Annotated in this window: 10 protein-coding genes and 1 pseudogene; 8 read left to right on the forward strand and 3 right to left on the reverse strand. The window is 73.3% G+C overall.

What is annotated here, in order from left to right:
- Positions 1 to 31: 31 nt before the first annotated feature.
- The 8 genes and pseudogenes from ACZ4VA_RS33925 to ACZ4VA_RS33960 form a co-directional block, all read left to right on the forward strand.
- A pseudogene (locus ACZ4VA_RS33925) lies at positions 32 to 5,560 on the forward strand (type I polyketide synthase); the annotation flags it as partial.
- A 9-nt stretch (positions 5,561 to 5,569) separates the two neighbouring features.
- Positions 5,570 to 12,163 carry a type I polyketide synthase gene (locus ACZ4VA_RS33930; protein WP_468083805.1) on the forward strand — a complete coding sequence of 2,198 codons (6,594 nt, stop codon included), beginning with the start codon at positions 5,570 to 5,572 and terminating at the stop codon, positions 12,161 to 12,163.
- Between the two features lie 5 nt (positions 12,164 to 12,168).
- The gene (locus tag ACZ4VA_RS33935) at positions 12,169 to 15,315 is read left to right on the forward strand and encodes a type I polyketide synthase (RefSeq protein WP_468083807.1); all 3,147 of its coding nucleotides are present in this window, start codon (positions 12,169 to 12,171) and stop codon (positions 15,313 to 15,315) included.
- A gap of 169 nt (positions 15,316 to 15,484) precedes the next feature.
- Positions 15,485 to 18,760 (forward strand): AMP-binding protein, encoded by a 3,276-nt coding sequence (locus tag ACZ4VA_RS33940; RefSeq protein WP_468083809.1) that lies wholly within the window; start codon positions 15,485 to 15,487, stop codon positions 18,758 to 18,760.
- Between the two features lie 175 nt (positions 18,761 to 18,935).
- The gene (ccrA, locus tag ACZ4VA_RS33945; RefSeq protein WP_468083811.1) at positions 18,936 to 20,288 is read left to right on the forward strand and encodes a crotonyl-CoA carboxylase/reductase; all 1,353 of its coding nucleotides are present in this window, start codon (positions 18,936 to 18,938) and stop codon (positions 20,286 to 20,288) included.
- 1 nt (position 20,289) lies between these two features.
- Positions 20,290 to 21,279, forward strand: coding sequence for a 3-oxoacyl-ACP synthase III family protein (locus ACZ4VA_RS33950; protein ID WP_468083813.1), 990 nt, complete (start codon positions 20,290 to 20,292; stop codon positions 21,277 to 21,279).
- Entirely contained in the window at positions 21,276 to 22,163 is an 888-nt protein-coding gene (locus tag ACZ4VA_RS33955) for a 3-hydroxybutyryl-CoA dehydrogenase (RefSeq protein ID WP_355783224.1), read from the forward strand. Before ACZ4VA_RS33950 ends, ACZ4VA_RS33955 begins: the two co-directional genes overlap by 4 nt.
- A gap of 855 nt (positions 22,164 to 23,018) precedes the next feature.
- Positions 23,019 to 23,570: a DUF6002 family protein gene (locus tag ACZ4VA_RS33960; protein WP_356168994.1), complete on the forward strand. Its 552-nt coding sequence runs from the start codon at positions 23,019 to 23,021 to the stop codon at positions 23,568 to 23,570.
- Here the strand turns inward: ACZ4VA_RS33960 and ACZ4VA_RS33965 are convergent.
- The 3 genes from ACZ4VA_RS33965 to ACZ4VA_RS33975 are packed head-to-tail and all read right to left on the reverse strand — an operon-like array spanning position 23,497 to position 26,481.
- Positions 23,497 to 24,672: an amino acid adenylation domain-containing protein gene (locus ACZ4VA_RS33965; RefSeq protein ID WP_468083814.1), complete on the reverse strand. Its 1,176-nt coding sequence runs from the start codon at positions 24,670 to 24,672 to the stop codon at positions 23,497 to 23,499. The genes ACZ4VA_RS33960 and ACZ4VA_RS33965 overlap by 74 nt on opposite strands.
- Positions 24,673 to 24,710: 38 nt before the next feature.
- Entirely contained in the window at positions 24,711 to 24,872 is a 162-nt protein-coding gene (locus tag ACZ4VA_RS33970) for a hypothetical protein (RefSeq protein ID WP_468083816.1), read from the reverse strand.
- Entirely contained in the window at positions 24,811 to 26,481 is a 1,671-nt protein-coding gene (locus ACZ4VA_RS33975) for a TauD/TfdA family dioxygenase (RefSeq protein WP_468083817.1), read from the reverse strand. Before ACZ4VA_RS33975 ends, ACZ4VA_RS33970 begins: the two co-directional genes overlap by 62 nt.
- Positions 26,482 to 26,564: the final 83 nt, after the last annotated feature.

Consider the following 26,564-nt stretch of genomic DNA (forward strand, 5'->3'; position numbering starts at 1 on the left):
CAAGTTGAGGGAGGACCCGGTGGAGGAAGTCGACAAGCTCCGCTCCTACTTGCGACGTGCCGTCACTGACGCGCAGGAACTGCGCGAGCGGGTGCGCGAGCTGGAGGAGTCCGCGCGCGAGCCCATCGCCGTCGTGGGGGTGGGGTGTCGCTTCCCGGGCGGGGTGACCTCCCCCGAAGACCTGTGGCACGTGGTGTCGCAGGGGGTGGACGCGATGGGCGACTTCCCCCAGGACCGCGGCTGGGACGTGGAAGCCCTCTACGACCCCGACCCCGAGGCGCACGGCAAGACCTACACCCGCACCGGCGGCTTCCTGCCCCACCTCGCGGACTTCGACGCACCGTTCTTCGGGATCAGCCCGCGCGAGGCGCTGGCGATGGACCCGCAGCAGCGGCTGATGCTGGAGACGACGTGGGAGGCGCTGGAACGGGCGGGCATCGACCCCCACGCCCTGCGCGACACCGCGACGGGCGTGTTCACCGGCATCTACGGCGTCGACTACGGCCCGCGGATGGGCGGCGGCGCGAACGGCGAGGTGGAGGGCTTCGCCCTGACCGGCGGCCACCTCAGCGTCGCCTCGGGCCGGGTGGCGTACGTCCTGGGCCTGGAGGGGCCGGCGCTGTCCACCGACACCGCCTGCTCCTCCTCGCTGGTGGCCGTGCACCAGGCGGTGCGCTCCCTGCGGGAGGGGGAGTGCACGCTGGCGCTGGCCGGCGGGGTGTCGACGCTGCCGACGCCGGGCATGTTCGTCGAACTCGCCCGCCAGCGCGGCCTGTCCGCGGACGGCAGGTGCAAGGCGTTCGCGGACGCCGCGGACGGCACCGGCTTCTCCGAGGGCGCCGGCGTCCTGGTCCTGGAACGCCTCTCCGACGCCCGGCGAAACGGCCACCGCGTCTGGGCGGTGATCCGCGGCTCGGCGATCAACCAGGACGGCGCCTCCAACGGCCTGACCGCCCCCAACCCCCTGGCCCAGCAGCGCGTCGTGCACGCCGCCCTGGCCGACGCCGGCCTCGCGGCGGGCGAGGTCGACGCGGTGGAGGCCCACGGCACCGGCACCCGCCTGGGCGACCCCATGGAAGCCGAAGCCCTGCTGGCCACCTACGGCCAGGAGCGCGAGGACGGCCGACCGTTGTGGCTGGGGTCGCTGAAGTCGAACATCGGGCACACCCAGGCGGCTGCCGGGGTGGGCGGCATCATCAAGATGGTGATGGCGATGCGCCACGGTGTGCTGCCCCGCACCCTGCACGTCGACCGCCCCTCCAGCCACGTCGACTGGACGGCCGGAGCGGTTGAACTCCTCACCGAGGCCCGCGAATGGACCACCCCCGAGGGCCGTCCCCGCCGGGCGGGAGTGTCGTCCTTCGGGATCAGCGGCACCAACGCCCACCTGCTGCTGGAACAGGCCCCCGAACCCCCCGCCCCCACCGACACCGGCACCGACGCCGACACCAGCACCAGCATCGATGCCGACGGGGGTGAGCCGGCCGCCGCCGCGCGCACCGCGTGGCCGTGGGTGCTGTCGGCGCGCTCGGAGGAAGCCGTCCGCGAACAGGCCGCCCGCCTCGCGGAGTTCGTCACCCGGGACCCGGCGCTGACCCCCGCCGCGGTGGGCCGGGCCCTGGTGGAGACCCGCTCGCTGTTCGAGCACCGCCAGGTGGTCATCGGCGCCGACCGGCAGGAACTGCTCACCGCCCTGGCCGCCGTCGCCGCCGGCACCGGCGACCTCGCGGTGTCCGGCACCGCACGCCCGGCCGGGCGGACCGTGTTCGTCTTCCCCGGCCAGGGCGCCCAGTGGACGGCCATGGGCCGCGAACTGTTCCAGACCTCACCCGTCTTCGCCCGCGAACTGCGCGCCTGCGCGGCGGCACTCCAGCCGTGGGTGTCCTGGTCGCTGATCGACACCGTGTGCGACGGACCCGCATCGGCGGACCTGGAGGACATCGACGTCGTCCAGCCGGTCCTCTTCGCGGTGATGGTGTCCCTGGCGAGGGTGTGGCAGTCGCTGGGCGTGACCCCCGACGTGGTGATCGGCCACTCCCAGGGCGAGATCGCCGCCGCCTACATCGCGGGCGCCCTGACCCTGCAGGACGCCGCCAAGATCGTCGCGCTGCGTTCGCGGCTGCTCGCCGAGGTCACCGGGCAGGGCAGCATGGCCGGCATCCTGCTGCCCGAACAGGACGTGCGGGACCTGCTGCAAGGACAGGAGTCGCGGATCGGGATCGCCGCGGTCAACGGCCCCAATTCCACGACCGTGTCCGGGGAGAGCGACGCCGTGAAGGACCTGGTCGCCGCCTGCCAGGCCCGCGGCGCCCGCGCCCGGCTGATCAAGTCCAGTGTGCCCGGCCACTCCCCGCTGATGGACCGCTTCCAGGGCCGCCTGGAGGCCGAGCTGGGCACACTCACCCCCCGCCCGTCGGCGGTGACGATCTACTCGACGGTGACCGGCGAGGTGATCGACCCGATGCGCCTGGACGCCGCCTACTGGTTCCGCAACCTGCGCCGGCCCGTGCAGTTCGGGCCCGCCATGAGCCGCCTGGCCGAGCAGGAACCGCACAGCACCGTCATCGAACTCAGCCCCCACCCGTTGCTGGTGATGAACATCCAGGAGATGTTCGACACCACCGACGGCGCCACCGGCGTCGTGGTGGGCTCGCTGCGCCGCGACGAGGGCGGCCTGGACCGCCTCTACCGGTCGGCGGCCGAGGCGTTCGTCTCCGGCGCGCCGGTGTCCTGGCAGGCGGTGTTCGGCCAGGTGGGCGGCCCGGTGCCCGAGCTGCCCACCTACCCCTTCCAGCGCCGGCGCTACTGGCTGAACACACCGCGCGAGACCGCCGCCGCGAGCACCAGCGACCACCCGCTGCTCGACGCCGTCATCGACCTGCCCGACGAGCGCGGCGGCGGCGCGGTGGCGGGCAGCGGACGCCTGTCGGCCGAACGCCACCCGTGGCTGGCCGAGCACACCGTGCACGGCGCCGCCCTGGTACCGGCCACCGTGCCGGCGGAACTCGCCGTGTGGGCGGCCCGCAAGGCGGGCTACGACCTCGTCGAGGACCTCACCCTGGAGACCCCTCTGGTGCTGCCGCGCAGCGGCGAGCGGGAGATCCGCGTCCAGGTCGACGGCACGGGGGCCATCAGCGTCCACTCCCGCGGCCGCGACGAGGCGGACTGGAGCCGCAACGCCAGCGGCCGCGCGGGACGCGACAGCACACCCCCGGCCGGCCCGGACGCCCTGACCGCGTGGCCGCCGCCCGGCGCGGCGAGCGTGCCCTTCGAGCAGGAGTACGCCCGCCTCGCGGCCCTCGGCTTCGGCCACGGCCCCCAGCTGCGCGGCCTGCGCCAGGTCTGGCGCCGGGACCGCACCCTGTTCGCCGAGGTGGAACTGCCCACGCCGAGCCCGGACAGCGCCCGCTTCACCCTCCACCCGGCACTGCTGCACGCCGTCTGGCCCGCGCTGGGCCTCCTCGACGGCACCGGCCCCTCCACGGCCCAGGGCCTGCTGCCCTCCCGCTGCACGGGCCTGCGCCTTTCGGCCGCGCCGGCGGGCGTGCTGCGCGTGCGGCTGGACCCGGCGGGCGAGAACACCGTGTCGGTGACCCTCGCCGGCCACGACGGCACCCCGGTGGGCTCCATCGCCTCACTGAGCCTTGCCCCCGCCGACCTCACCCGGCTGAGCGAGCTGAGCTTCGAGGACCAGGACGCGCTGTTCCACCTCGACTGGGAGCAGCTTCCGCCCCCGCCCGCCCCCGCAGCCGACGCGGCGGTGTTCACCGGCGTCGGGGAACTCACCGCTCATGAGGGGCCGTTGCCGCCCCAGGTCATCGCCCACCTCGACCACACGGGCGCCGACACGGGTGCGCCGGCCGCGGTCGAGGCCGCCCTGCACCGGGTGCTGGAGTGGACGCAGGCCTGGCTGGGCCAGGAGCGGTACGCCGCCTCCCGTCTGGTCCTGGTGACCCGGGGCGCGTCCGGCGACGAGTCCGTCCCCGCCGATCCCGCGGCGGCCGCCCTCTGGGGCTTCGTACGCACCGCGCAGACCGAGAACCCGGGCCGCTTCACCCTCATCGACACCGACGACCACCCCGCCTCACGCGACCTCCTGCACGCGGCCGCCGCCACCGCCCACCCCCAGCTCCGACTCCGCGCCGGGCGCCTCAGCCGCCCCCAACTGGCCCCCCTGCCACGCCGATCCACCGACCCCGGCGCGCTGGTGCCGGGGCTGGGGTCCGGCTCGGTCCTGATCACCGGCGGCACCAGCGGCCTGGGCGCCCTGCTGGCCCGCCACCTCGTGACGCGGCACGGCGTACGCCGGCTGCTGCTCACCAGCAGGCGCGGCCCGCACGCACCCGCGGCGGCGGCCCTGCGCGAGGAACTGACCGCGGCCGGCGCCCACGTCGACATCGTGGCCTGCGACGTCACCGACCGCGACGCGCTCGCCGCGCTGATCGACGCGGTGCCCGCCGCGCACCCGCTCAGCGCCGTCATCCACTGCGCGGCCGTCCTGGACGACGGCATCGTCCCCGCCCTGAACCAAGGCCGCCTGGATACGGTCCTGGCGCCGAAGGTGCGCGGAGCCTGGCACCTGCACGAACTGACCCGCCACCTCCCGCTGTCCGCGTTCGTGCTGTTCTCCTCCGTCGCCGGCGTCCTGGGCACCGCGGGACAGGCCAACTACGCGGCCGCCAACGCCTACCTCGACGGCCTGGCCCAGGCCCGCCGCGCCCAGGACCTGCCCGCCCTGGCCCTGTGCTTCGGCTTCTGGGCCGAGCGCGGCGACATGGGCGCCGACCTGGGCGACGCGGACGTCGAACGCCTGCAACGCCAGGGCGTACAGCCCCTGTCGACCCGCGAAGGACTCGCCCTGTTCGACGCGGCGCTCGGCACCGGCCGGCCGGTCGTGGTGCCGGTGCGCCTGAACCAGGCCGCGCTCGCCACCCCGGGCGGTGCACCGATGGGCTCCCCGCTGCTGCGCACCCTGGCCGCCGCCTTCGGCGCGGACGACCGGGCGGCGGGCGCGGAGACAGCGGCCGGGCCCGCGCTGGCGCAGCAGCTGGAGCTGATGGCTCCCGCCGAGGCGCGCACGGCGCTGCTGGAGGCCGTCCGCACGCAGACCGCCCTGGTCCTGGGGCATGCCGACACCGCGCGGGTCGCTCCCGCCGAGACGTTCAAGAAGCTCGGGATCGATTCGCTGACGGCGCTGGAGCTGCGCAACAAGCTGGCGGCCGTCACCGGGCTGAAGCTGCCCGCCACCCTGGTCTTCGACCACCCCAACCCCCAGGCCCTGGCCGCCTTCCTGTACGAGCACCTCATGCCCGAGGAGAGCGCCCCCGCCTCGCCGGCCGCCCCGCTGGTGCGGGAGATCGAGGGACTGGGCGCCCGGCTGGAGGACGCGTTCGCCGCGCTCGCCCAGGAGGACCAGAGCACCATTTCCACTCTGCTCGGCGAGCTGCAGGGCCGAGTGCGTTCGATGGCGGGCGCCGGATCACCGGTCGGCATCGTCGACCAGATCAGTGCGGCCTCGGCGGGAGAGCTCCTCTCGCTGCTCGACAAAGAGCTCGGCTAGGGGAGAGCGATGACCAACGACAACAACGCCGACGTCCTGGACTACCTGCGGCGCACCTCGATCGAACTGATCGAGACCAGGAAGCGCCTGCAGGAGCTGACGGACGCCGCCGCCGAGCCCATCGCGATCGTCGGCGTCGCCTGCCGCTACCCCGGCGGGGCGACCTCCCCCGAACAGCTGTGGGAACTGGTGCGCTCGGGCGCGGACGTGGTGTCCGGCTTCCCCGAGGACCGCCACTGGGACGTGCCCGGCCTCTACGATCCCGACCCCGACCATCCCGGCACGTGCAGCACCCGCTCGGGCGGATTCCTGTACGACGCGGGGGACTTCGACGCCGACTTCTTCGGGATCAGCCCGCGCGAGGCGCTGTCCGCGGACCCCCAGCAGCGGCTGCTGCTGGAGGCATCCTGGGAGTCGCTGGAGCGGGCGGGCATCGACCCCCACACCCTGCGCGGCAGCGACACCGGCGTCTTCGCCGGCCTTGCCTACTTCGGCTACGGCAACCACTTCGCCACCCCCGAGGCGATCGCCGGCTACGGGCAGATCGGCTCCCTGCTGAGCGTGGCCTCGGGCCGGGTGGCGTACACGCTGGGCCTGGAGGGTCCGGCGCTGTCCACGGACACCGCCTGCTCCTCCTCGCTGGTGGCCGTGCACCAGGCGGTGCAGTCTCTGCGGCAGGGCGAGTGCGGCCTGGCGCTGGCGGGCGGGGTCACCGTGATGGGCACGCCGCAGGTGTTCCGGGAGATGTCACGCCAGCGCGGCCTGTCCGCGGACGGCAGGTGCAAGGCGTTCGCGGACGCCGCGGACGGCACCGGCTTCGCCGAGGGCGTCGGCGTCCTGGTCCTGGAACGCCTCTCGGACGCGCGGCGCAACGGGCACGACGTGTGGGCGGTGATCCGCGGCTCGGCCGTCAACCAGGACGGCGCCTCCAACGGGCTGACCGCGCCCAGCGGTCCGGCCCAGCAGCGGGTGATCCGCTCGGCGCTGGCCAACGCCCGCCTGGAGGCGGGCGAGGTCGACGCGGTGGAGGCGCACGGCACCGGCACCACGCTGGGCGACCCCATCGAGGCGGGCGCCCTGCTGGCCACCTACGGCCGCGAGCGCCAGGACGGCTCGCCGTTGTGGCTGGGGTCGCTGAAGTCGAACATCGGGCACACCCAGGCGGCTGCCGGGGTGGGCGGCATCATCAAGATGGTGATGGCGATGCGCCACGGTGTGCTGCCCCGCACCCTGCACGTCGACCGCCCCTCCAGCCACGTCGACTGGACGGCCGGAGCGGTCCAGCTCCTCACCGAGGCCCGCGAATGGACCACCCCCGAGGGCCGTCCCCGCCGGGCGGGAGTGTCGTCCTTCGGGGCGAGCGGCACCAACGCCCACGTGATCCTCGAACAGGCCCCGCCCACGCCCCCCACAGACCCGCTGCCGGTGGGGGAGCCGGTCGCCGGGGGCCTGGTGCCGTGGACGGTGTCCGGCAAGAGCGCCGACGCCCTCAAGGAGCAGGCGGGCCGCCTGCACGACTTCCTCAGCGCCGACAGCGCACTGGACCTCGCCGACGCCGGCTGGTCGCTGGCCGCGACCCGCGCCCGCTTCGAGCACCGCGCCGTCGTCGTGGGACGCGACCGCGGCGAACTCCTCGACGCACTCAAGACGCTGCACGCGGGCGAGGAGTCCCCGGCCGTCATCCGCGGCACCACCACCGCCGCCCACGGCGGCACCGTGTTCATGTTCCCCGGCCAGGGCTCGCCCTGGGCCGGCACCGCCCGGCAGCTGTACGACACCTTCCCCGTCTTCGCCGCGAGTCTGGACGAGATCTGCACCCGCTTCGAGACGCGGCTGCCCTTCGCCCTCAAGCCGCTGCTGCTGGCCCAGGAGCCCGACGGACAGCGGCGCACCGACCTCGCCCAGCCGGCCCTGTTCGCCCTGCAGGTCAGCCTCTACCGGCTGCTGGAGCACCACCTGCCGCGCCCGGACCACCTGATCGGCCACTCGGTGGGGGAGATCGCCGCCGCCCACGTCTCGGGCGTCCTGGACCTGGACACCGCGACCCGGCTGGTGGCCGCCCGCGGCCGCCTCATGGCCACCGTCACCGAACCCGGCGCGATGCTCGCCGTCCGCGCCGCGCACAGCGACATCACGCCGCTGCTCGCCGGCTACGACCGGGTGGGGATCGCCGCCGTCAACGGCCCCGACTCGGTGGTGGTCTCGGGCCTGCGCGACCAGGTCCACGCCCTGCGCGACCAGCTCCTGGCCCAGGGCCGGTCGGCGAAACTCCTCGCCGTCGACGACGCCTTCCACTCCCCGCTCATGGACCCCGTCCTGGACGACTTCGCCCGCGCGCTGGGCGAGCTGCCCGCCGGCCGGATGACGATCCCGCTCATCTCGACCCGCCTGGGCCGCCTGGCCACGTCCGCCGAGCTGACGTCCGCCTCGTACTGGGTGGAGCACCTGCGCCACTCGGTGCGCTTCGACGACGCGGTGCAGTGCGCCCGTGCCGCCGGCGCGAGCGTCTTCCTCGAAGTGGGTCCGGGAGCGACCCTGACCTCCCTCACCCAGGACGCCTTCGCGAGCGCCGGCATCGACGACGCGCTCGTGCTGTCGGCCTCGCGACGCGACCGCGAAGGCCCCCGGGCCCTGCTGGGGGCACTCGCCGCTCTGCACACCGCAGGCCATTCCGTGCACTGGGACGCCCTGTTCGGCACGCGCCGCCGTGTCGACCTGCCCACCTACGCCTTCACCCGCCGCCGCTACTGGCTCGACTTCCAGGCCGGCGACCGCACCGACGTCGCCGCCGCGGGCCTGGCGGCCCCCGGGCACCCGCTGCTGGGCGCCGTCGTGGAACACCCCGCCACCGGCGAGATGGTCTTCACCCACCGCTGGTCCCTGCACAGCCACGGCTGGCTGGGCGACCACAGCGTGTTCGGCGCGGCCGTGGTCCCCGCGACCGCCTACCTGGACGTGGCCCTGTCGGCGGGCGCCTGGGCCGGCTGCGACAGCGTCGAGGAACTCACCCTGGAAGTCCCCCTGATCCTTCCCCCCGACGGCGACGTGCAGCTGCGCGTCGTCCTGGGCGCCGCGGACGACACCGGCCGGCGCACCGTGGAGGTGTACGCCCGGCCCGGCCAGGACCCGGACGCACAAGGCGGCTGGACCCGGCACGCCCGCGGCGACCTCGCCACCGCACCCGAGCCCACCGAGGCGGCCCGGCAGCCGCACCCGCCGGGCGTATGGCCGCCCGCCGGCGCCCGCCCGGTGGACCTGGAGCACCTGTACGAGGAGTTCACCGACGCCGGCTTCGACTACGGGCCCGCCTTCCGCGGACTGCGCGAGGTGTGGCGCCACGGCGAGGACCTCTACGCCCTGGCCACCCTGCCCGACACCGCACAGGCACCCCCCGGTGACGCCTTCGCCCTGCACCCCGCACTGCTGGACAGCGTCCTGCACGCGGTCGTCGCCGGCGGCGTGCTGAAGGTGACCGGCGAGCAGGGCTGGATGCCGTTCTCCTGGAGCGGCGCACACCTGCAGGGGCGGTGCGGCGACAGCGTGCGCGTGCGCCTGTCCCCGGCCGGGGAGGGCGCCGTGTCGGTGACCCTCGCCGACGAACACGGCGCACCCCTGGCCCGCATCCAGGCCCTGACGTTCCGCCCCGCCGTCGCCGAACAGGTCCGCACCGCCCCCGGCGCGCAGCAGCCGCTCTACACCCTGCACTGGCGCCCCGCCGCCCTCACCCCGGCCCCGCACCACAGCCCGTGGGGCGTCCTGGGCACCGGCAGCGCCCTGGCCCGCCAACTGGCCGGAACAGGCGGGCACATCGCGTCGTACGCCTCGCTGGCGGACGCCGCCGCGGGCCCGGCCCCCGCACACCTGGTGGTGTGCCCGGACGACACCGACACCAACACCGGCACCGGCACCGGCGTGCTGGAGAGCGTCGCCGCGGCGGACAAGCGCGTCCTGGACCTGCTCCAGCGCTTCCTCGCCGAGGACTCCCTGGCCGCCTCCACGCTGGTGGTCCTCACCCGCCACGCGGTTGCCGCCCGCGCCGAGGACCGCATCGAGGACCTGCCCGGCGCGTCCGTGTGGGGCCTGGTGCGCTCCGCGCAGAGCGAGCACCCCGGCAGGTTCAAGCTGGTCGACATCGACGACGCGGACACCTCCCGGGAACGCTTCGCCGACACCCTCACCGCCGGGGAGGAGCAGCTGGTCCTGCGCGAGGGCGCCTGCCTGGTGCCGCGCCTGGCCCCCGCGACCGCCGACGAGCGGCGCCTGGACGCCCCGCCGGCCGGCCCGCACCGCCTGGGCATCACCGACACCGGCACGCTGGAGAACCTGGACTGGACACCGTGCCCGGAGGTGCGGGCACCCCTGACCTCCGGCCAGGTCCGTATCGCCGTGCAGGCCGCGGGAGTGAACTTCCGCGACGTGACCATCGCGCTGGGACTGGTGGAGCGCACCGCCATCGACGCCGGGCTCGGCAGCGAGGGCTCCGGCGTCGTCCTGGAGGTCGCCGACGACGTGCCGCACCTGGCGCCCGGCGACCGGGTCGCCGGCATCTTCACCGGCGCCTTCGCCCGCACCGCCGTCGCCGACCACCGCCTCCTCGTGCCCGTCCCCGACGGATGGACCCACGCCCAGGCCGCGTCCGTGCCCTGCACCTTCCTCACCGCCTACTACGCCCTCTTCCAGGCGATACGCCTGCGCAAGGGGCAGCGCGTCCTCATCCACGCCGCGGCCGGCGGCGTCGGCATGGCCGCCGTCCAGCTGGCCCGGCACGCCGGCGCCGAGGTCTACGCCACCGCCAGCCCCGCCAAATGGCCCGCCCTGCGCGCGCTGGGCCTGGACGACGCGCACCTGGCGTCCTCCCGCGACCTGGACTTCGTCGACACCTTCCACCGCGCCACTGGCGGCCGCGGCGTGGACGTCGTCCTGAACTCCCTGGCCCACACCTTCGTCGACGCCTCCCTGCGGCTGCTCCCCGAAGGCGGCCACTTCCTGGAGATGGGCAAGACCGACATCCGCGACCCCGGTCAGGTGGCCATCGACCACCCGGGCGTCACCTACCAGGCCTTCGACCTGTACGAGACGGGCCCGGACGCCATCAAGGACATGTTCGGCGCCGTCATGGACCTGTTCGCCGAGGGCCGGCTGCACCTGAACCCGATCTCCCTGCGCGACATCCGCGACGCCCGCCGCACCTTCCGCGAGATGAGCCAGGGCCGGCACACCGGCAAGCTCGTCCTGGACGTCGGAGACGGCTTCGGCGGCGGCACCGTGCTGGTCACCGGCGGCACCGGGGGAGTGGGCTCCCTCGTGGCCCGCCACCTCGCCCGCGAACACGGCGTGCGCAGTCTCCTGCTGGCCAGCCGCAGCGGACCGGCGGCCCCCGGGGTGGACGAACTCGTCGCCGACCTCCAGGCCGCCGGCGCGGCGGTCAAGGTCGTCGCCTGCGACGTGGGGGACCGCGACGCGGTGGCGGCCCTGCTCACCGGCCTGCCCGCCCGCCACCCGCTGACCGCCGTCGTCCACGCCGCCGGCACCCTCGCCGACGCCACCGTGCAGGCCCTGACCGGCGACGCCGTCGACGACGTCCTGCACGCCAAGGCGGGCGGCGCCCTGCACCTGCACGAACTGACCCAGGACCACACCCTGTCGGCGTTCTGGCACTTCTCCGCCCTGGCCGGCACCCTCGGCACCGCGGGACAGGCCAACTACGCCGCGGCGAACGCCTTCCTCGACGCCCTGGCCCTCCAGCGCCACGCCGCCGGCCGGCCCGCCACCTCGCTGTGCTGGGGCTGGTGGGAACAGGCCGGCGGCATGACCGAGAACCTGGAGGACAGCGACCGCTCCCGGCTGCGACGAGCGGGCATCGCCCCGATGCCCACCGCGCAGGCCCTGGCCCTGTTCGACGCGGCCGCCACCGGCAGCCGGCCGGTCCTGGTCCCCGCCCGCTTCGACCTCGCCGCACTGCGCGCCACCAGCGGGCACGACATGCCGCCGCTGCTGCGCGAACTCGCCGACAGCGGCCCCGGCCGCCGCGGCACCCGCCCCCACACCACACCCCGCACCACCACGTCGCCCACCCTGGCGGCGAAGCTGACGGCCCTGCCCGCCGAGGAGGCCCGCCAGGTCGCCCTGGACTGGGTCCGCGACCAGGTCGCCCTCGTCCTGGGACACCCCTCCGGCGCGGGCATCGACGTCGACCAGGCCTTCACCCCGCTGGGCATCGACTCCCTGACCGCGGTCGAACTCTGCAACCGCCTGGCCGCCGCCACCGCCCTGCGCCTGCCCTCCGCGCTCGTCTTCAGCTACCCCACCCCCCGCGAACTGAGCGAGCACATCTGCCACCTGCTGCGCCCGGCCACCGACGACGACACGCAGGCCGCCCCGAGCGCCGAGGACAGCGAGATCCGCGCCGTCCTGCACAGCGTGCCGATCGAGCGGCTGCGCGCCGCGGGCCTCCTGGACCTGGTCCTGGCCTGCGCCCGGCAACCCGCACCCGACAACGACACCCCCACCGACCCGGACACAGAACCGGGCGCGGGTGTGGGGGAGTTGTCGGACCTGGACCTGGAAGCACTGGTCGACCTGGCTCTGGATGAGAAGAGGTAACGGACATGACCAACTCCGCGGAACAAGCGGACGGCGGGGCCCGGGTCCAGCGGGCACTGCGCACCCTCCTCGAAGAACGCGACCGCCTGCGCCAGGAGAACGAGGACCTCAAGGCCGGCCGCGGCGAACCCGTCGCCGTGGTGGCCATGGCCTGCCGCTTCCCCGGCGGCGTCTCCACCCCCGAGGAACTGTGGGAGGTCGTACGCGAGGGCCGCGACGTCGTCGGCGACTTCCCCCAGGACCGCGGATGGCGCGACGTGTACGACCCCGACCCCGACGCCGCCGGCGGCGCCCGCACCCGCCAGGGAGGCTTCCTGCACGACGTGGCCGGCTTCGACGCGGACTTCTTCAACATCAGCCCTCGCGAGGCACTGGCCGTCGACCCCCACCACCGCCTGCTGCTGGAGACCTCCTGGGAGGCCTTCGAACGCGCCGGGATCGTCCCCGCCGACATCCGCGGCAGCGACGTCGGCGTGTTCTCCGGCGTCAGCTCCTCCGAGTACGGGTGGCGCTTCCTGGAAGGCGGCTACCCGGACCTGGAGGGCTACCTGCTGTACGGCAGCGCGCTGAGCGTCGCCTCCGGCCGGGTCGCCTACGAACTGGGCCTGACCGGACCGGCGGTGTCGGTGGACACGGCCTGCTCCTCCTCACTGGTGGCCCTGCACATGGCGGTGCAGTCGCTGCGCTCGGGGGAGTCGTCGCTGGCGCTGGCGGGCGGCGCGCTGGTGATGTCGACGCCCGCGATGTTCGTGGAGTTCTCCCGCCAGGGCGCCCTGTCGGCGGACGGCCGGTGCAAGGCGTTCGCCGACGGCGCCGACGGCACCGGCTGGGCCGAAGGCGCGGGCGTGCTGCTGCTGGAACGGCTCTCCGACGCCCGCCGCAACAACCACCCCGTGCTCGCCCTCGTCCGCGGCTCCGCCGTGAACCAGGACGGCGCCTCCAACGGGCTGACCGCCCCCAACGGCCGCGCCCAGGAGAAAGTGATCCGCACCGCCCTGGCGAACGCCGGCATCGCCCCCGGCGAGGTGGACCTGGTGGAGGCGCACGGCACCGGGACCGTGCTGGGCGACCCCGTCGAGGCGGGCGCGCTGCTGGCCGCCTACGGCCAGGACCGCGAGGACGGCCGGCCGCTGTGGCTGGGGTCGCTGAAGTCGAACATGGGCCACGCCCAGGCCGCCGCCGGGGTGGGCGGCGTCATCAAGACCGTGATGGCCCTGCGCCACGCCCACCTGCCGAAGACCCTGCACGTGGACGCCCCCTCGCGGCACGTGGACTGGTCCTCGGGCACCGTCGAGCTCCTCGCCGAGGGCCGCCCCTGGACCCGGCAGCAGGGTCCGCGCCGGGCGGGCGTGTCCTCGTTCGGGGTCAGCGGCACCAACGTCCACGTGATCCTGGAGGAGGCCCCGCCCCAGCCGCCCGAGCCGTCCCACCCCGAGCACCCCGAGCAGGGGCGGGGGAGTGGGGTCGTCGGCCCCGTCGTGCCGTGGGTGGTGTCCGCCAAGAGCGCCCAGGCCCTGCAACTGCAGGCGCACAGACTGCGTACCCTCCTGGACGGCGACGCGCCCACCGACCTCGCCGACGCCGGCTGGTCGCTGGTCTCGGCCCGCTCCCGCTTCGAGCACCGCGCGGTCGTCCTGGGCCGCGACCACACCGAACTGAGCGCCGCCCTGAGCGCGTTGGGCGAGGGCCGCGAATCGGCGGCGGTGGTGCGCGGCACCACCGGCCCCCTGGGCGGCGTCGCCTTCGTCTTCCCCGGCCAGGGCTCCCAGTGGGCCGGCATGGGCCGCGAACTGTACGAGGCCTTCCCCGTCTTCGCACAAAGCATGGACGCCTGCGCGGCCGCCCTGGCCGAGTGGGTCGACTGGTCGCTGCTGGACGTCATCCGCGGCCAGGACGGCGCGCCCACCCTGGAGCGGGTGGACGTGGTGCAGCCCGCCCTGTTCTCCGTCATGGTGTCCATGGCCGCCCTGTGGCGCTCCTGGGGCGTGAAGCCGGACGCGGTGGTGGGCCACAGCCAGGGCGAGATCGCCGCAGCCTACGTGTGCGGCGCGCTGACCCTGCGGGACGCCACCCGCATCGTGGCGCTGCGCAGCAAGGCCCTGGTGGGCCTGATCGGGCACGGCGCGATGGCCTCCGTCGCCCAGTCCGCGCAGGAGGTGCAGGAACGGCTGGCCCCCTGGGAGGGACGGGTGAGCGTCGCCGTCGTCAACGGACCCCGCTCGGTGGTGGTCTCCGGCGAACCCGACGCACTGGACGAGTTCGTCGACAAGACGAAGGCCGACGGCGCCCAGGCCCGCCGGATCTCCGTCGACTACGCCTCCCACTCCCACCACGTGACCCGGGTCCGCGACGAGGTCCTGGCCTGCCTGACCGACGTACGCCCCGCCTCCGCCGAGCTGCCGTTCTACTCCACGCTGTACGGCGAGCCCGTCGACACCGCCCGACTGGACGGCGGCTACTGGTACGACAACCTGCGCGAGCAGGTCCGCTTCGAGTCCTCCATCCGCCACCTGGCCGACGACGGCACGCGGGTGTTCATCGAGATGAGCCCGCACCCCGTGCTGACCGTGCCGGTGCAGGAGACCGTCGAGGACGTGGACGACGCGCTGGTGCTGTCCTCCTCGCGGCGCGGTCGCGGCGAGGTGGAGTCCGTGCTCACCTCGCTGGCCGCGCTGCACGTGCGCGGCGGCCACGTCGACTGGGACGCCCTGTTCACCACCCGCCGGCGGGTGGACCTGCCCACGTACGCCTTCGCCCGCCGCCGCTACTGGCTCAGCTCCCTCGCCCCTACGACACCGGCCGCCCCGGCACCGCAGGCGCAGGCGCAGGTGGCCGGGCAGGACGACGAGGACCGCCTGGTCCCGCTGTCGGAGCGGATCTCGGCACTGTCCCCCGACGACGCGCACGCCCTGGTCCTGGACCACGTCCTGGAACGGGTCGCCGTGGTCCTTGGCCACTCCTCCAGCGAACAGCTCGGCCCCGACGACGAGTTCATGAAACTGGGCTTCGACTCGATGCTCTCCTCCGAGCTCAGCAAACGCCTCAGCGCGTCCACGGGGCGCAAACTCAAACCGAACGTGGTGTTGCGCCACCCCTCACCCCGGCTGATCGCCGGGCACATCGTGTCCCTGATGGCCGCCGACCCGCGATGACACCCACCCGCACCCGCCCGCGCCCGCCGCACCCGGCGAGCAAGCGGGCCGGGGCGGGGCGGGGGAGTGAGATGGAAAGTGTCCCGCCGGCGGGACAGCGCAAGCCTCAGCGCGCCCTGTCCCGCCGGGAACCGAGTTGTCTTGAACGGCTGATCCGACCCCCACGACGATGGGGGTCGATCTGCGAATTCCGCCGGAATCCGGGCTTGTTGAGGGGTTGATCTGTGTGCGTTCATTCGGTGCGTCGTCTGCGCATAAAGGCATGTGGCGGGCGCAGGAAATGGCTCCCGACACGCCGAACCATGCACTGACCATGTGGGACGTGGACGGTGAGCTGGACACGGACGTCATCGCCGCCGCGTTCCAGCACGTGATGGGCGAGGCGGAGGTGCTGCGCGTCAACTTCACCGACGACGGCGGCGGACTGCGCATGGCGCCCCGCGACCTGGGGGACTGGCAGCCCTTCTTCCTCGACCTGAGCGCCGAGGACGACCCCGAGCAGGCGGCCCGCGAAGCCATGGCCGACCTGGTGCGCCGGCCCTTCGACCTGAGCCGGGACCTGCTGTTCCGGCTCGGCGTGGTCACCCTCGCTCCTAACCGCTCCCTGCTGGTGATCGCCTACCACCACCTCATCTCGGACGGATTCGGCGCCGGCGGCCTGCTCTCCAAGCGCCTCGCGGAGGTGTACACGGCGCTGGCAGGCGGACATCAGGTGCCGCCGCTGCCGCACCCCTGGGACGTCGCCTCCTTCGCCGGCGAGGCCACCCAGTACCTCGACTCCGACACCTTCACCCAGGACAGCGAGTTCTGGCGCACCTACCTCACCGACGCGCCCCCGCCCGCCCAGGTGCCGCGCGTGGCCCTGTCCGACACCCAGCGCGCCGAGCTGTCCGAACCGCTCGGCAGCGCCGACCGCTGGTCGGAGGTGGCCGAGACCATCGGCATGGTCAGCCGGACCCTGTCCGTGCCCCGCGCCGAGGCCGAGGTGTGGACCAAGACCGCCCAGTCCATGGGCCTGTGGATGTCGCAGCTGCTCAGCGCCGCCACCGCGGTGTTCCTGCGCCACCGCTGCGACCGCCCGCACTTCCTCCTCTCGCTGGCCGTCGGCAACCGCGTCGGCGTCGCCAGCCGCACCCCGGGACTCGCCGTCAACGTGGTCCCGGTGCGCGCGCACGTCGATTTGAACTCCACGTTCGCCGAGGTCGCCGACGCCCTGGTGGAGGAGACCTACGACATCTCCGGGCACACCGCCTGCCACTACTCCGACATCCAGCGCGCCGCCGGCACCCCCTTGAGCGGACGCGGCAGCTACGGCGCCGTCGTCAACGTCGTGGAGTTCGTCGAGCAGCTCCACTTCGGCGACAGCCCGGCCCGCTACAGCGGCGCGACGACCGGCACCTTCGAGGAACTGTCCATCGGCGTCTACACCGACGGCAGCGCCGACAGCGACCTGTTCATCCGCCTGGACGCCCCCGCCCGCCTCTACCACCGCGCCGAACTGCGCCACGTCGGCGAGGAGCTGATCGCGTTCATCCGCGCCGCGGTGGCCGCCCCCGACGCGCCCGTCGGCGCCCTGGACGTACTGGAGGGCCCCGCACGCGAGCAGGTGCTGCCCGCACGCCGCCCCGCCCCCGCCACCGACTGGTCGACGGTTCCCGAGCTGTTCGCCCGCCAGGCCGCCGGCCGCCCCGACGCCCCGGCCCTGACCTGCGGCGAGCGCACCCTCACCTACCGGGAGCTGGACGAACACTCCACCCGCACGGCCCGGGAACTCACCTCCCGCCTCACCGGCGAGAAGGTCGTGGCGCTGGCGCTGCCCCGCTCCGCGGACCTGGCCATCGCCCTGCTGGGCGTCGCGAAAGCCGGCGCCGCCTACCTGCCGCTGGACCCCGACGCCCCGGCCGAACAGCTCAGCGCGCAGCTGCGCCAGAGTCCGGCGAGCGTCCTGCTCACCGACGCCGCCCACACCGCACGCCTGGCCGCGCAGCTGGACCTGCCGGTGCTGGCCGCGGCCGACCTCGCCTGGAGCGCCACCGACACCACCCCCGCCGCCGGGCCGGCGGTGCGGCCGCCGCGCCCCGACAGTCTGCTGGCGGTCCTGCCCGCCGCGACGAACCACGGCACCGACCACCCGGCGGTCGCGGTCAGCCACCGCAACATGAGCCACTTCGTCCAGGACCCGCACTGGCAGGGCGCCGGCGACAGCACCGTCCTCTGGCACACCCCGCCCACCCACGACGCCCTCGCCCTGGAGGTGTGGCTGCCGCTCCTGAGCGGCGGCCACGTCGTCACCCACCCCGACGCGGTTCTGGATGCCGACGCGCTGGCCGCGGCAGCCGCCGCCCACGCCCTCACCACCCTGTGGCTGCCCGCCGTGCAGTTCGCCACCATCGCCGCCCAGCGCCCCGACAGCCTGGCCGCCCTGCGCGAGGTGTGGACCGGCGGCGACCGCGTCTCCGCCGCCGCACTGCGCCGCGTCAAGGCCGCCTGCCCCGACCTGACCGTCGTCCACGGCCACGGACTGCGCGAAGCGACCGTGTTCGCCGCCTGCCACCGCCTGGCCGCCGACGAACCCGTACGCCACGCCGGCACCGTCGGCCGCCCCCTGGACGACACCGCCCTGTACGTCCTGGGCCCGGGACTTGCCCCGGTCCCCGTCGGCGTGAGCGGAGAACTCTACGTGGCCGGCCCCGGCGTGGCCCCCGGCTACCCGGGCCGCCCCGCCCTGACCGCGCAGCGCTTCGTGCCCTGCCCCTTCGGGCCGCCCGGCACCCTGATGCACCGCACCGGCGACCGGGCGCGCCGGGGCACCGGCGGCCGCCTGGAGTACGTGGCCCGCGCCAGCGAACAGGGCGAGGTCCGCGGCGTCGCCGTCGAACTGCCCGAGGTCGAGGAGGTGCTGAGCGAACACACCGCGGTCGCCTACGCCGTCGCCGGCTTCCGCAAGGACGCCACCGGAGCGCAGCGCCTGGCCGCCTACGTCGTGCCCGCCCCCGGCCACAGCGTCGCCGCCGACGAACTGCGCCGCTTCGCCGCGGGCTGGCTCCCCGAGTCCCTGGTGCCGTCGGTGTTCACCGTCCTCGACACCCTGCCGGTGGGAGCCGACGGCCGGGTGCAGCGGGCGGCCCTGCCGCAGCCCGCCTTCGACGAGGGCACCTACCGGGCACCGCGCAACGACACCGAGCGGGTGCTGGCCGCGGCCTTCGCCGACGTCCTGGAACGCGAGCGGGTCGGCATCGACGAGGACTTCTTCGACCTGGGCGGCAACTCCCTGCGCGCGATCCGCCTCGTCGGCCTCATCCGCACCGAACTCAAGCAGGAGGTGTCCATCCGCCGGCTGTTCGCGGCCCGCACCGTCATCGGCCTGTCGGACATGTGGAAGGACCTCGGCCAGTCCAGCAGGCCCAGCCTGCGCCGGCGCACCAAGCAGGGCGCGGTCCTCTAACACCCCCAGTTCCCCCGCCCCAGTTCCCCTGCCCCCGGCTGCCGCCGCGGGGCGGGGGAGCACCGGGCAGGCCCCCTTCCGCGACAACGGCCCCCCCCTTTTCCGCGCTCTCCAACGATCCGCCGCGCCCCACACCACGCCCACCGCTCGGCCCGGCGACGGAGAAAGGCACCTCATGGACTCTCTGACCCAGGCCCTGCTGTCCGGGGCCGGCCCGCAGGAACTCGAACGCCACGACCTGCCCGCCACCTACACCGCCGCGCACATCCTGGCCCGCGACACCGGCATGTTCGACGGCGTCGAGGACAAGGACGTACGCAAGTCACTGCACGTGGGACAGGTACCGATGCCCGACCTCGCCCCCGACGAGGTCGTGGTCGCGGTGATGGCCAGCTCCATCAACTACAACACCGTGTGGTCCGCCACCTTCGCCCCGGTGTCCACCTTCGAATTCCTCAAGCGCCAGGCCCGCCAGGGCGGTTACGCCGCCCGCCACGACCTGCCCCACCACGTCGTCGGATCCGACGCGGCCGGCGTCGTCGTGCGGACCGGCGCCGGGGTGCGGCACTGGAAGGTGGGCGACCACGTCGTCGCCAGCTGCGTCCAGGTCGACGAACAAGAACCCCAGACCCACGCCGACGCCATGCTCGGCACCGGACAGCGGATCTGGGGCTATGAGACCAACTTCGGCGGCCTGGCCCACTACGCGGTCCTGCGCGCCAGCCAGCTGCTGCCCAAACCCGCCCATCTGACCTGGGAGGAGTCGGCCGGCGTCCTGCTGACCGCGGCGACGTCCTACCGGATGCTGGTCGGCGCCAACGGCGCCCGCATCAAACAGGGCGACATCGTCCTCATCTGGGGCGCCACCGGGGGCCTGGGCGCGTTCGCCGTGCAGATGGTCAAGAACGCCGGCGGCATCGCCGTCGGTGTCGTCGGCTCCCAGACGAAGGCCGACGCGCTGCGCCGCCTGGGCTGCGACGTCGTCATCAACCGCAACGACATCGGCCTGGGCACCGACAGCGCCCCCAGCCCCGAGCAGACCATCGAGCTCGGCAAACGCCTGGGCCGCGAGATCCGCCGCCTGGTCGGCGAGGACCCCCACGTCGTCTTCGACTACGTCGGACGCGCCACCTTCGGCATCTCCGTGTTCGTCGTCCGCAAGGGCGGCGTGGTCGTCACCTGCGGATCCAGCACCGGCTACGACCACCACTTCGACAACCGCTACCTGTGGATGAACCTCAAACGCGTCATCGGCAGCCACGCCGCCAACCTCCAGGAACAGGCCGAGTGCAACCGCCTGGTCCGCCTGGGCCACATAGCCCCGGTGCTGTCGCGGGTGTTCCCGCTCGACGACGTCGGCGAAGCCGCCCGCCTGGTCCAGCTCAACCAGCACACCGGCAAGGTCGGCGTCCTGTGCCTGGCACCCCAGGAGGGCCTCGGCGTCACCGACCCCGCCCTGCGCGACCAGCTGGGCGCCACCCGCCTCAACCCCCTGCGCACCGCCCCCGTCTCCGGGCAGGCGGCCTGACATGGGCATCGGCATCCTCTCCACCGGCTCCTACCTGCCCAAGCACGAGGTCGGCAACGAAGAAGTCGCAGCGCGCGTCGGCGTCAGCGCCCAGTGGATCGAAGACAAGACCCAGATCCGCACCCGCCGCTACGCCGCCCCCCACGAAGCGACCTCCGACCTCGCCGTCAAGGCCGGCGAACGCGCCCTGGAGCAAGCCGGACTGACGCCCCATCAGATCGACTACCTCATCGTCTCCACCTCCACCGGCGACTTCCCCCAGCCCCCCACCTCCTATCTCGTCCAGCACCACCTGGGCGCCTACGGCGCCGCCTGCTTCGACATCAACGTCGTCTGCAGCGGCTTCGTCTACGCCCTCGCCCTGGCCCACAGCCTGGTGACCGTCCGCCCCGACGCCCGCGTCCTGGTCATCGGCGCCGACATCTACTCCCGCATCCTGGACTTCACCGACCGCAAGACCGCCATCCTGTTCGCCGACGGCGCCGGAGCCGCCGTCGTCGGCGCCGTACCCCACCCCTACGGCATCCTCGCCACCGACCTCTCCAGCCGCGGCGACGCCCACCACCTGATCCGCGTCGAAGCCGGCGGCAGCCGCAATCCCGCCTCCGCCGCCACCGTCGCCGACGGCGGCCACCACTTCAAAATGGACGGCCGCGGCGTACGCGACTTCGTCACCGAACACGTTCCACCCGCGCTGCGCGCCCTCACCCGCAGCGCAGGCGTCGACATCGGCGCGGTCGACCACTTCGTCCCCCACCAGGCCAACGGCGTCATGCTCACCGACGTCGTCGAACGCGCCGGACTCGACGCCGCCCACACCCACCGCACCCTCACCCGCTACGGCAACGTCGGCAGCGCCTCCGTGCCCATCGCCCTGGACGAAGCCCACCGCACCGGAGCACTGCACGCGGGCGAACTGGTACTGCTCGCCGGATTCGGCGGCGGCATGTCCATCGGAGCCACCCTTCTGACCTGGGGGACACCCACATGACCACCACCATCCCCGCCCAGCCGGGCGCCGCCATCGAACGGATCGGCGTCGTCGGCAGCGGCATCATGGGCACCGGCATCGCCGAACTCTGCGCCAAGACCGGCCTCGACGTCACCGTCGCCGTGTTCTCCGAAACCTCCCTCACCACCGCCCCCCGCCGCCTGGCCGCCTCCCTGGACCGCGGAGTGAGCCGCAACAAACTCACCTCCGACCAGCGCGACGCGGCCCTGGACCGGGTGACGTTCACCCGCGACCTCGCCGACCTCGCCGACCGCCACCTCGTCATCGAGGCCGTCAAAGAAGACGAGCCGCTCAAACTGGACCTGTTCGCCACCCTCGACAAAATTGTCGAAGACCCCGACGCGATCCTGGCGACCAACACCTCCTCGATCCCCGTCGTCCGCCTGTCCGCCGCCACCCGCCGCCCCGGCCAGGTCCTCGGCCTGCACTTCTTCAACCCCGTCCCGGCCCTGCCGCTGGTCGAACTCATCCCCTCCGTCCTCACCGACGAAGCCGTCACCACCCGCGCACACCACTTCGTCCGCGACGTCCTGGGCAAACACCCCATCACCGCCCCCGACCGCGCCGGCTTCCTCGTCAACGCCCTCCTCTTCCCCTACCTGCTCTCCGCCGTCCGCATGGTCGAATCAGGCCTGGCCACCGCCGAAACCCTCGACCAGGGCATGACCCTGGGCTGCTCCCACCCCATGGGCCCCCTGCGCCTGGCCGACCTCATCGGCCTGGACACCACCGTCTCCATCGCCCAGGCCATGTACGAGGAGTTCAAGGAACCCCTCTACGCGCCCCCGCCGCTCCTGCTGCGCATGGTCGAAGGCGGCCTCCTGGGCAAAAAATCCGGCCAGGGCTTCTACACCTACGCCTGACCGGCCACCGGCCGCGGCCCGGGACACGGGATCACCGGGAACCGGTCCGCGGGCTCGCCACGCCAGGAGACGATACGAGGCGAAGGCTCAGGCCGGCGTACTGCATGGGGCCCCGCGTCGAACGAAGGGACCCGCCTGTGAGCGTGAGGGGGATGCGGCCCACCTTGGACCAGCGGCGGCGCGGTGCGCTCCTCACCGCCCTGTTCGGGTGCCTGGTGGCGGGGCCGGCAGAGCTGCTGGAGTCCGGTGTCGGCTGGGACGCCCCTCTGGTCGGGCTGGTCGGGGGCGCCGCAGGAGCAGCCCTGGGCTTCGCGTTCCCCTTCGTCCTGTCCCGGAGGCGGAGGGAACACCTCGCCCCACCCCCGCCTCCACCCCATCCACCGTCCCCGCCGCCTCCCGCGCCCAAGTGACGTCCTGGCCCCAGCCGCCCGCCACCTGGACGTCAACTCCGGGCCCACTCCCGCCGTTCCGCCGGCGGGACTCGCCGCCGGCAGGTCACTCCTCGTCGCGGACGTTTCGGTACTCGTCGTTCATCAGGTCCCAGAACGACCGGTAGCGGACCGCGACCTGCGCTTCGAGGATCCGGAGGACTGCGAGAGCGCTGTCGACGCCGGACGGCAGGCCGTGCAGCAGTCATCCTCACCGTCCGACCTGGCTCCAGCGAGCTCATCGCCCGGGAGCACCTGATATCGCAACTCGCCGTCCGGACCCGCCAGCTCGTCACGCGTGCAGCGCTCGTGCGCCGGGCCGCTGGCGGGATCGGCTCAACCGTGCGGAGGACTCGCCCGGTAGTGATCCGGTATCGGGGCGGGAGCGTCGGGTCAGAGGCTGGGGCGTGACCGCACCGGTCGGTGCATGCACCCGCCTCGCGCGCATTGCGCGCATCCCATCCGTCGGAGGAGCACGTTGATCAGCGATGTTCTTCACCGTGGAGATGTCCTGACGAAATACGAGGACCAGCTTCGGCAAGCCCTCAACCAGGTCGGACGTAGCTCCCGGTCCAGCTCCGAGTTCACCCCTGCGTTCGAACTTCCTTCCTCCTCCTCCGCGTTGAGAGAATTCTTCGCCGTCGCCGATCCGCACTTCGCGGAGCTGGGCACGGTCGGCTCGAGCAGGCTCGTCCTGCTCGACCTGATGGGCAACCCGGCCACCCGTACGGTCAAGACCCTGGCCTCGCTGGTGATCGTGGCCCGCGCGGTGCTGCACACCGAACGGACCGGCGAGCCGGTGATGATCGTGACCCCGTCCTCGGCGAACAAGGCGACGGCCTTGCGGGATGCGGTGCTTCGCGCCTACCGGACCGGCCTCAGCGACCCGGACAGGCTGCGGATCGTCACCGTCGTCCCGGCGGCCGCCCGGCCCAAGCTGTGGTCCTCCGCCCTGAGCGAGGACACCGCCCGGTGGTGACGAAGCGTTCCGCTGTCAGCTCCGGGCGTCCGTGGTAGCCGGCCGTGACACCGGCGCCGCCGATGTGGATCTCACCGATCTGTCCCGGCACGACCGGTGCGAGCCGCTCGTCCAGGACGTGCACCGACGTCCCGGCGATCGGGTATCCGATCGGTACCGGCCCGCTGGCGGTGTCTGTCGTGCAGGACCAGACGGTGGTGATGACGGTCGCTTCGGTGGGCCCGTACTGGTTCTGCAGTTCGCACCACGGTGCGAGGGTCAAAAAGCGGTGGGCAAGACCGGGCGGCAGGACGTCCGCCCCTGAGATCGCCAGGCGCAGCGACGCGCAGTCGCCGGCGAAGTCTGGCAGGTCGACGACCTGGGCCAGCATGGCCGGGACCATGTCCCAGATCGTCACGCGGTGCTGCTTGACCGCAGCCACGAGCTTCGCCGCGTCCCGCCGCTCCTCCGCGGCCGCGACGACGAGCTTCGCACCGAAGGCGAGCGGGGCGAAGATCTCCAGCACCGACGCGTCGAAGGTGAAGGAGTGCGTGAAGATGGTGACGTCATCCGCGCAGAGCTTGTGGCTCTCGCCCACGGCGTTCAGCAGGTTCACGACGTTGGCCTCGGTGACCCGCACGCCCTTGGGGCGGCCGGTCGACCCGGAGGTGTAGATGACATAGACCAGGTCGTCCGGGCCCCGGCGCACCGTCTCGAAAGCCGGCGCGGACCCCGCACCGGCCGAGCTCGGGACACCGATGACGGGCAGTCCCCGCCCGGACAGCCGCGGAGCCAGGTGCTCTTCGGCGAGCACCGCGGACATCCCCGAATCCTGCACCAGGTAGTCGAGCCGCTGTGCGGGGTATTCGGGGTCGAGCGGCACATAGGCGGCGCCCGCCTTCAGCACGCCCAAGATGGCGGCGATCATCGCCGGCCCGGGCTCGGCGTACACACCCACCAGCGCTCCTCGCCGCACCCCGCTGTCGGCCAGTTCCAGCGCCTGACGGCGGGCCAGGGCGTCGAGTTCGCGGTAGCTGAGCGCGTCCGCCCCGGACACGACGGCCGTGGCGTCCGGCGTGGCCGCCACATGCGCTTCAAAGAAGTCGATGAACGACTCGGTCACTGTTCGGCTCCTCATTGGATTTCGGATGGCACTGCCGCTCAGACGGCGAAGGCTGTCTCGACCACGCGGCCACTGCCGCGCCGGTCGGCGGCCGAGGGCACCGGGTCGCTCACCAGGCACACCCTCTGCAGCCAGCGGTCACGGCCGTCGAACCGCGCGGAGAACTCCGAACGGGCGTGGACGGCACGCCGGTTGTTCACGATCAGTAGATCCCCCCGGCTCCAGGCGGACCCAGCGCTGCACCTTGTTCACAGCGCTGCGCAGCGCTTCGAGCGCCTGCTGCGCGTGCGGTGTCTCGCCGACCATCAGGTCGAGGTCGAACGTCATGTACGGGTCGTAGGGATTGCCGTACAGGACGGGCAGCGTGGGGCCGTTGCCCTGCACGCCGTTGGCGCTGCCGAAGGAGTAGTCGACCCCGGTGCGGAACTGCGGCAGGAAAAGCTCGCAGCGGTCCGCCAGGCTCAGGTGGGGCAGCGCCATCCGGACGCTGGCCATGATGGTCTTGGCGATGCCGTCGTGGTCGCTGCGCAGGCAGTGCAGCATGAGGAAGTCCGGCATGTGCGGGTGGAACGCCGTCTCGGTGTGGAAGTCCAGCAGGATCGCGGAACTCTCCGAGGACAGGTTCGAGGCGTTGTGCGGAGTGGGCGCCACGTTCTGGAAAAGCAGACCGTGCTTCTCCTGCAAGTACGCGAGCGGGAAACCCAGCGCGGACGCGAAGCCGGCCAGCCAGAGCTCGCTCAGCCACGTCGACTTGTCCACTTGCCGCGCCGGATCGGCGGGGGTGCCGGGCAGTTCCGCGTCCACCGGCAGCCCACGCACCAGCAGACCCTCGTAGTCGTTGGACTGGTGCCGGAAGGTACTCACCGCCTCGCGGATCACCCGCGGCATCTCGTCGAAGCGCAGCTCTGCCTCGAGCAGGAACGCTGCCTGGTCCTGGTAGGGATCCGGCAGGACGCCTCCGCCGATCCTCTCCAGCAGCGACCGGTAGGGCCGGGCATCGACGACGTGCGAGCCTTCGACCTTCGCCAGATCCTCCTCGGCGGCAAACGAGCGGACGGTGAAGAAGCGCTCGTGCCTCACCGCCTTCGCCAGTTCGGAGCCGCCCGGCGCGCACTGGCCGGTGAGCAGCCAGCTGAGGGTGTTCAGCAGGAACCTGGCATTGTCCGCGCGCCCGAGGAAGGGCAGAGCGAACAGCTCACCGCCACCTACGACGACGAGCCGTCCGGAGCCCACCTCGGCCGCGGCGGCCAGGACACTCCCGTCTCGGGCGGCGACGGCGGTGGCTGCGGAGCCGGTGACCGTCACACTCCTGGCCCGGTGGAAGTGCAGCTCCTCGACGCCTTCGGCCACCGGATGTCCCGGCAGACCGTCGGCACCGACCGAATAGGTCAAAAGGTGGCTGGTCGGCGGCTCTTGACGGACCGAGACGAGGTCGGGACCCACCACGAGTCCCGGCACCAGATCCGAGAGCGGGCAGGGCGCGGTGTCGCTCACGGAGCCACCGAAGACCAGCAGGCCCCGGCCCGTGCCGAGATGGCCGCGCAGCAGCGCCATGTCCTCGGCCGTCAGCGGCGGTTGGTCCGCGGTGGGCAGCGTGAGGATCAGAAGGTCCGCACCCTCCAGCGTGTCCGTCCCCCAGCGGGCGTCGATCGATCTGATCGCCACGTCACCCAGGTGCTCGCTGAGCACCTCGGCAAGGTCCGCGAGGTGTCCGAGGTACTTCTCCTCCGGTGCGGCAAAGGTCTCCCCGCGGATCGGCGCGGTGTGCCACGCATCGGAGTGGAATCGGTCCAGAACGATTTCTGGCATGTCAGCTCCCTGTCTGAACTCCCGAACTCGCGCTCGACAAGGCAGGCGGTGACCCCCGAAAGGAACTGCTCACCGCGAAAGCC

It is taken from the genome of Streptomyces sp. NPDC028308 (assembly GCF_055565855.1).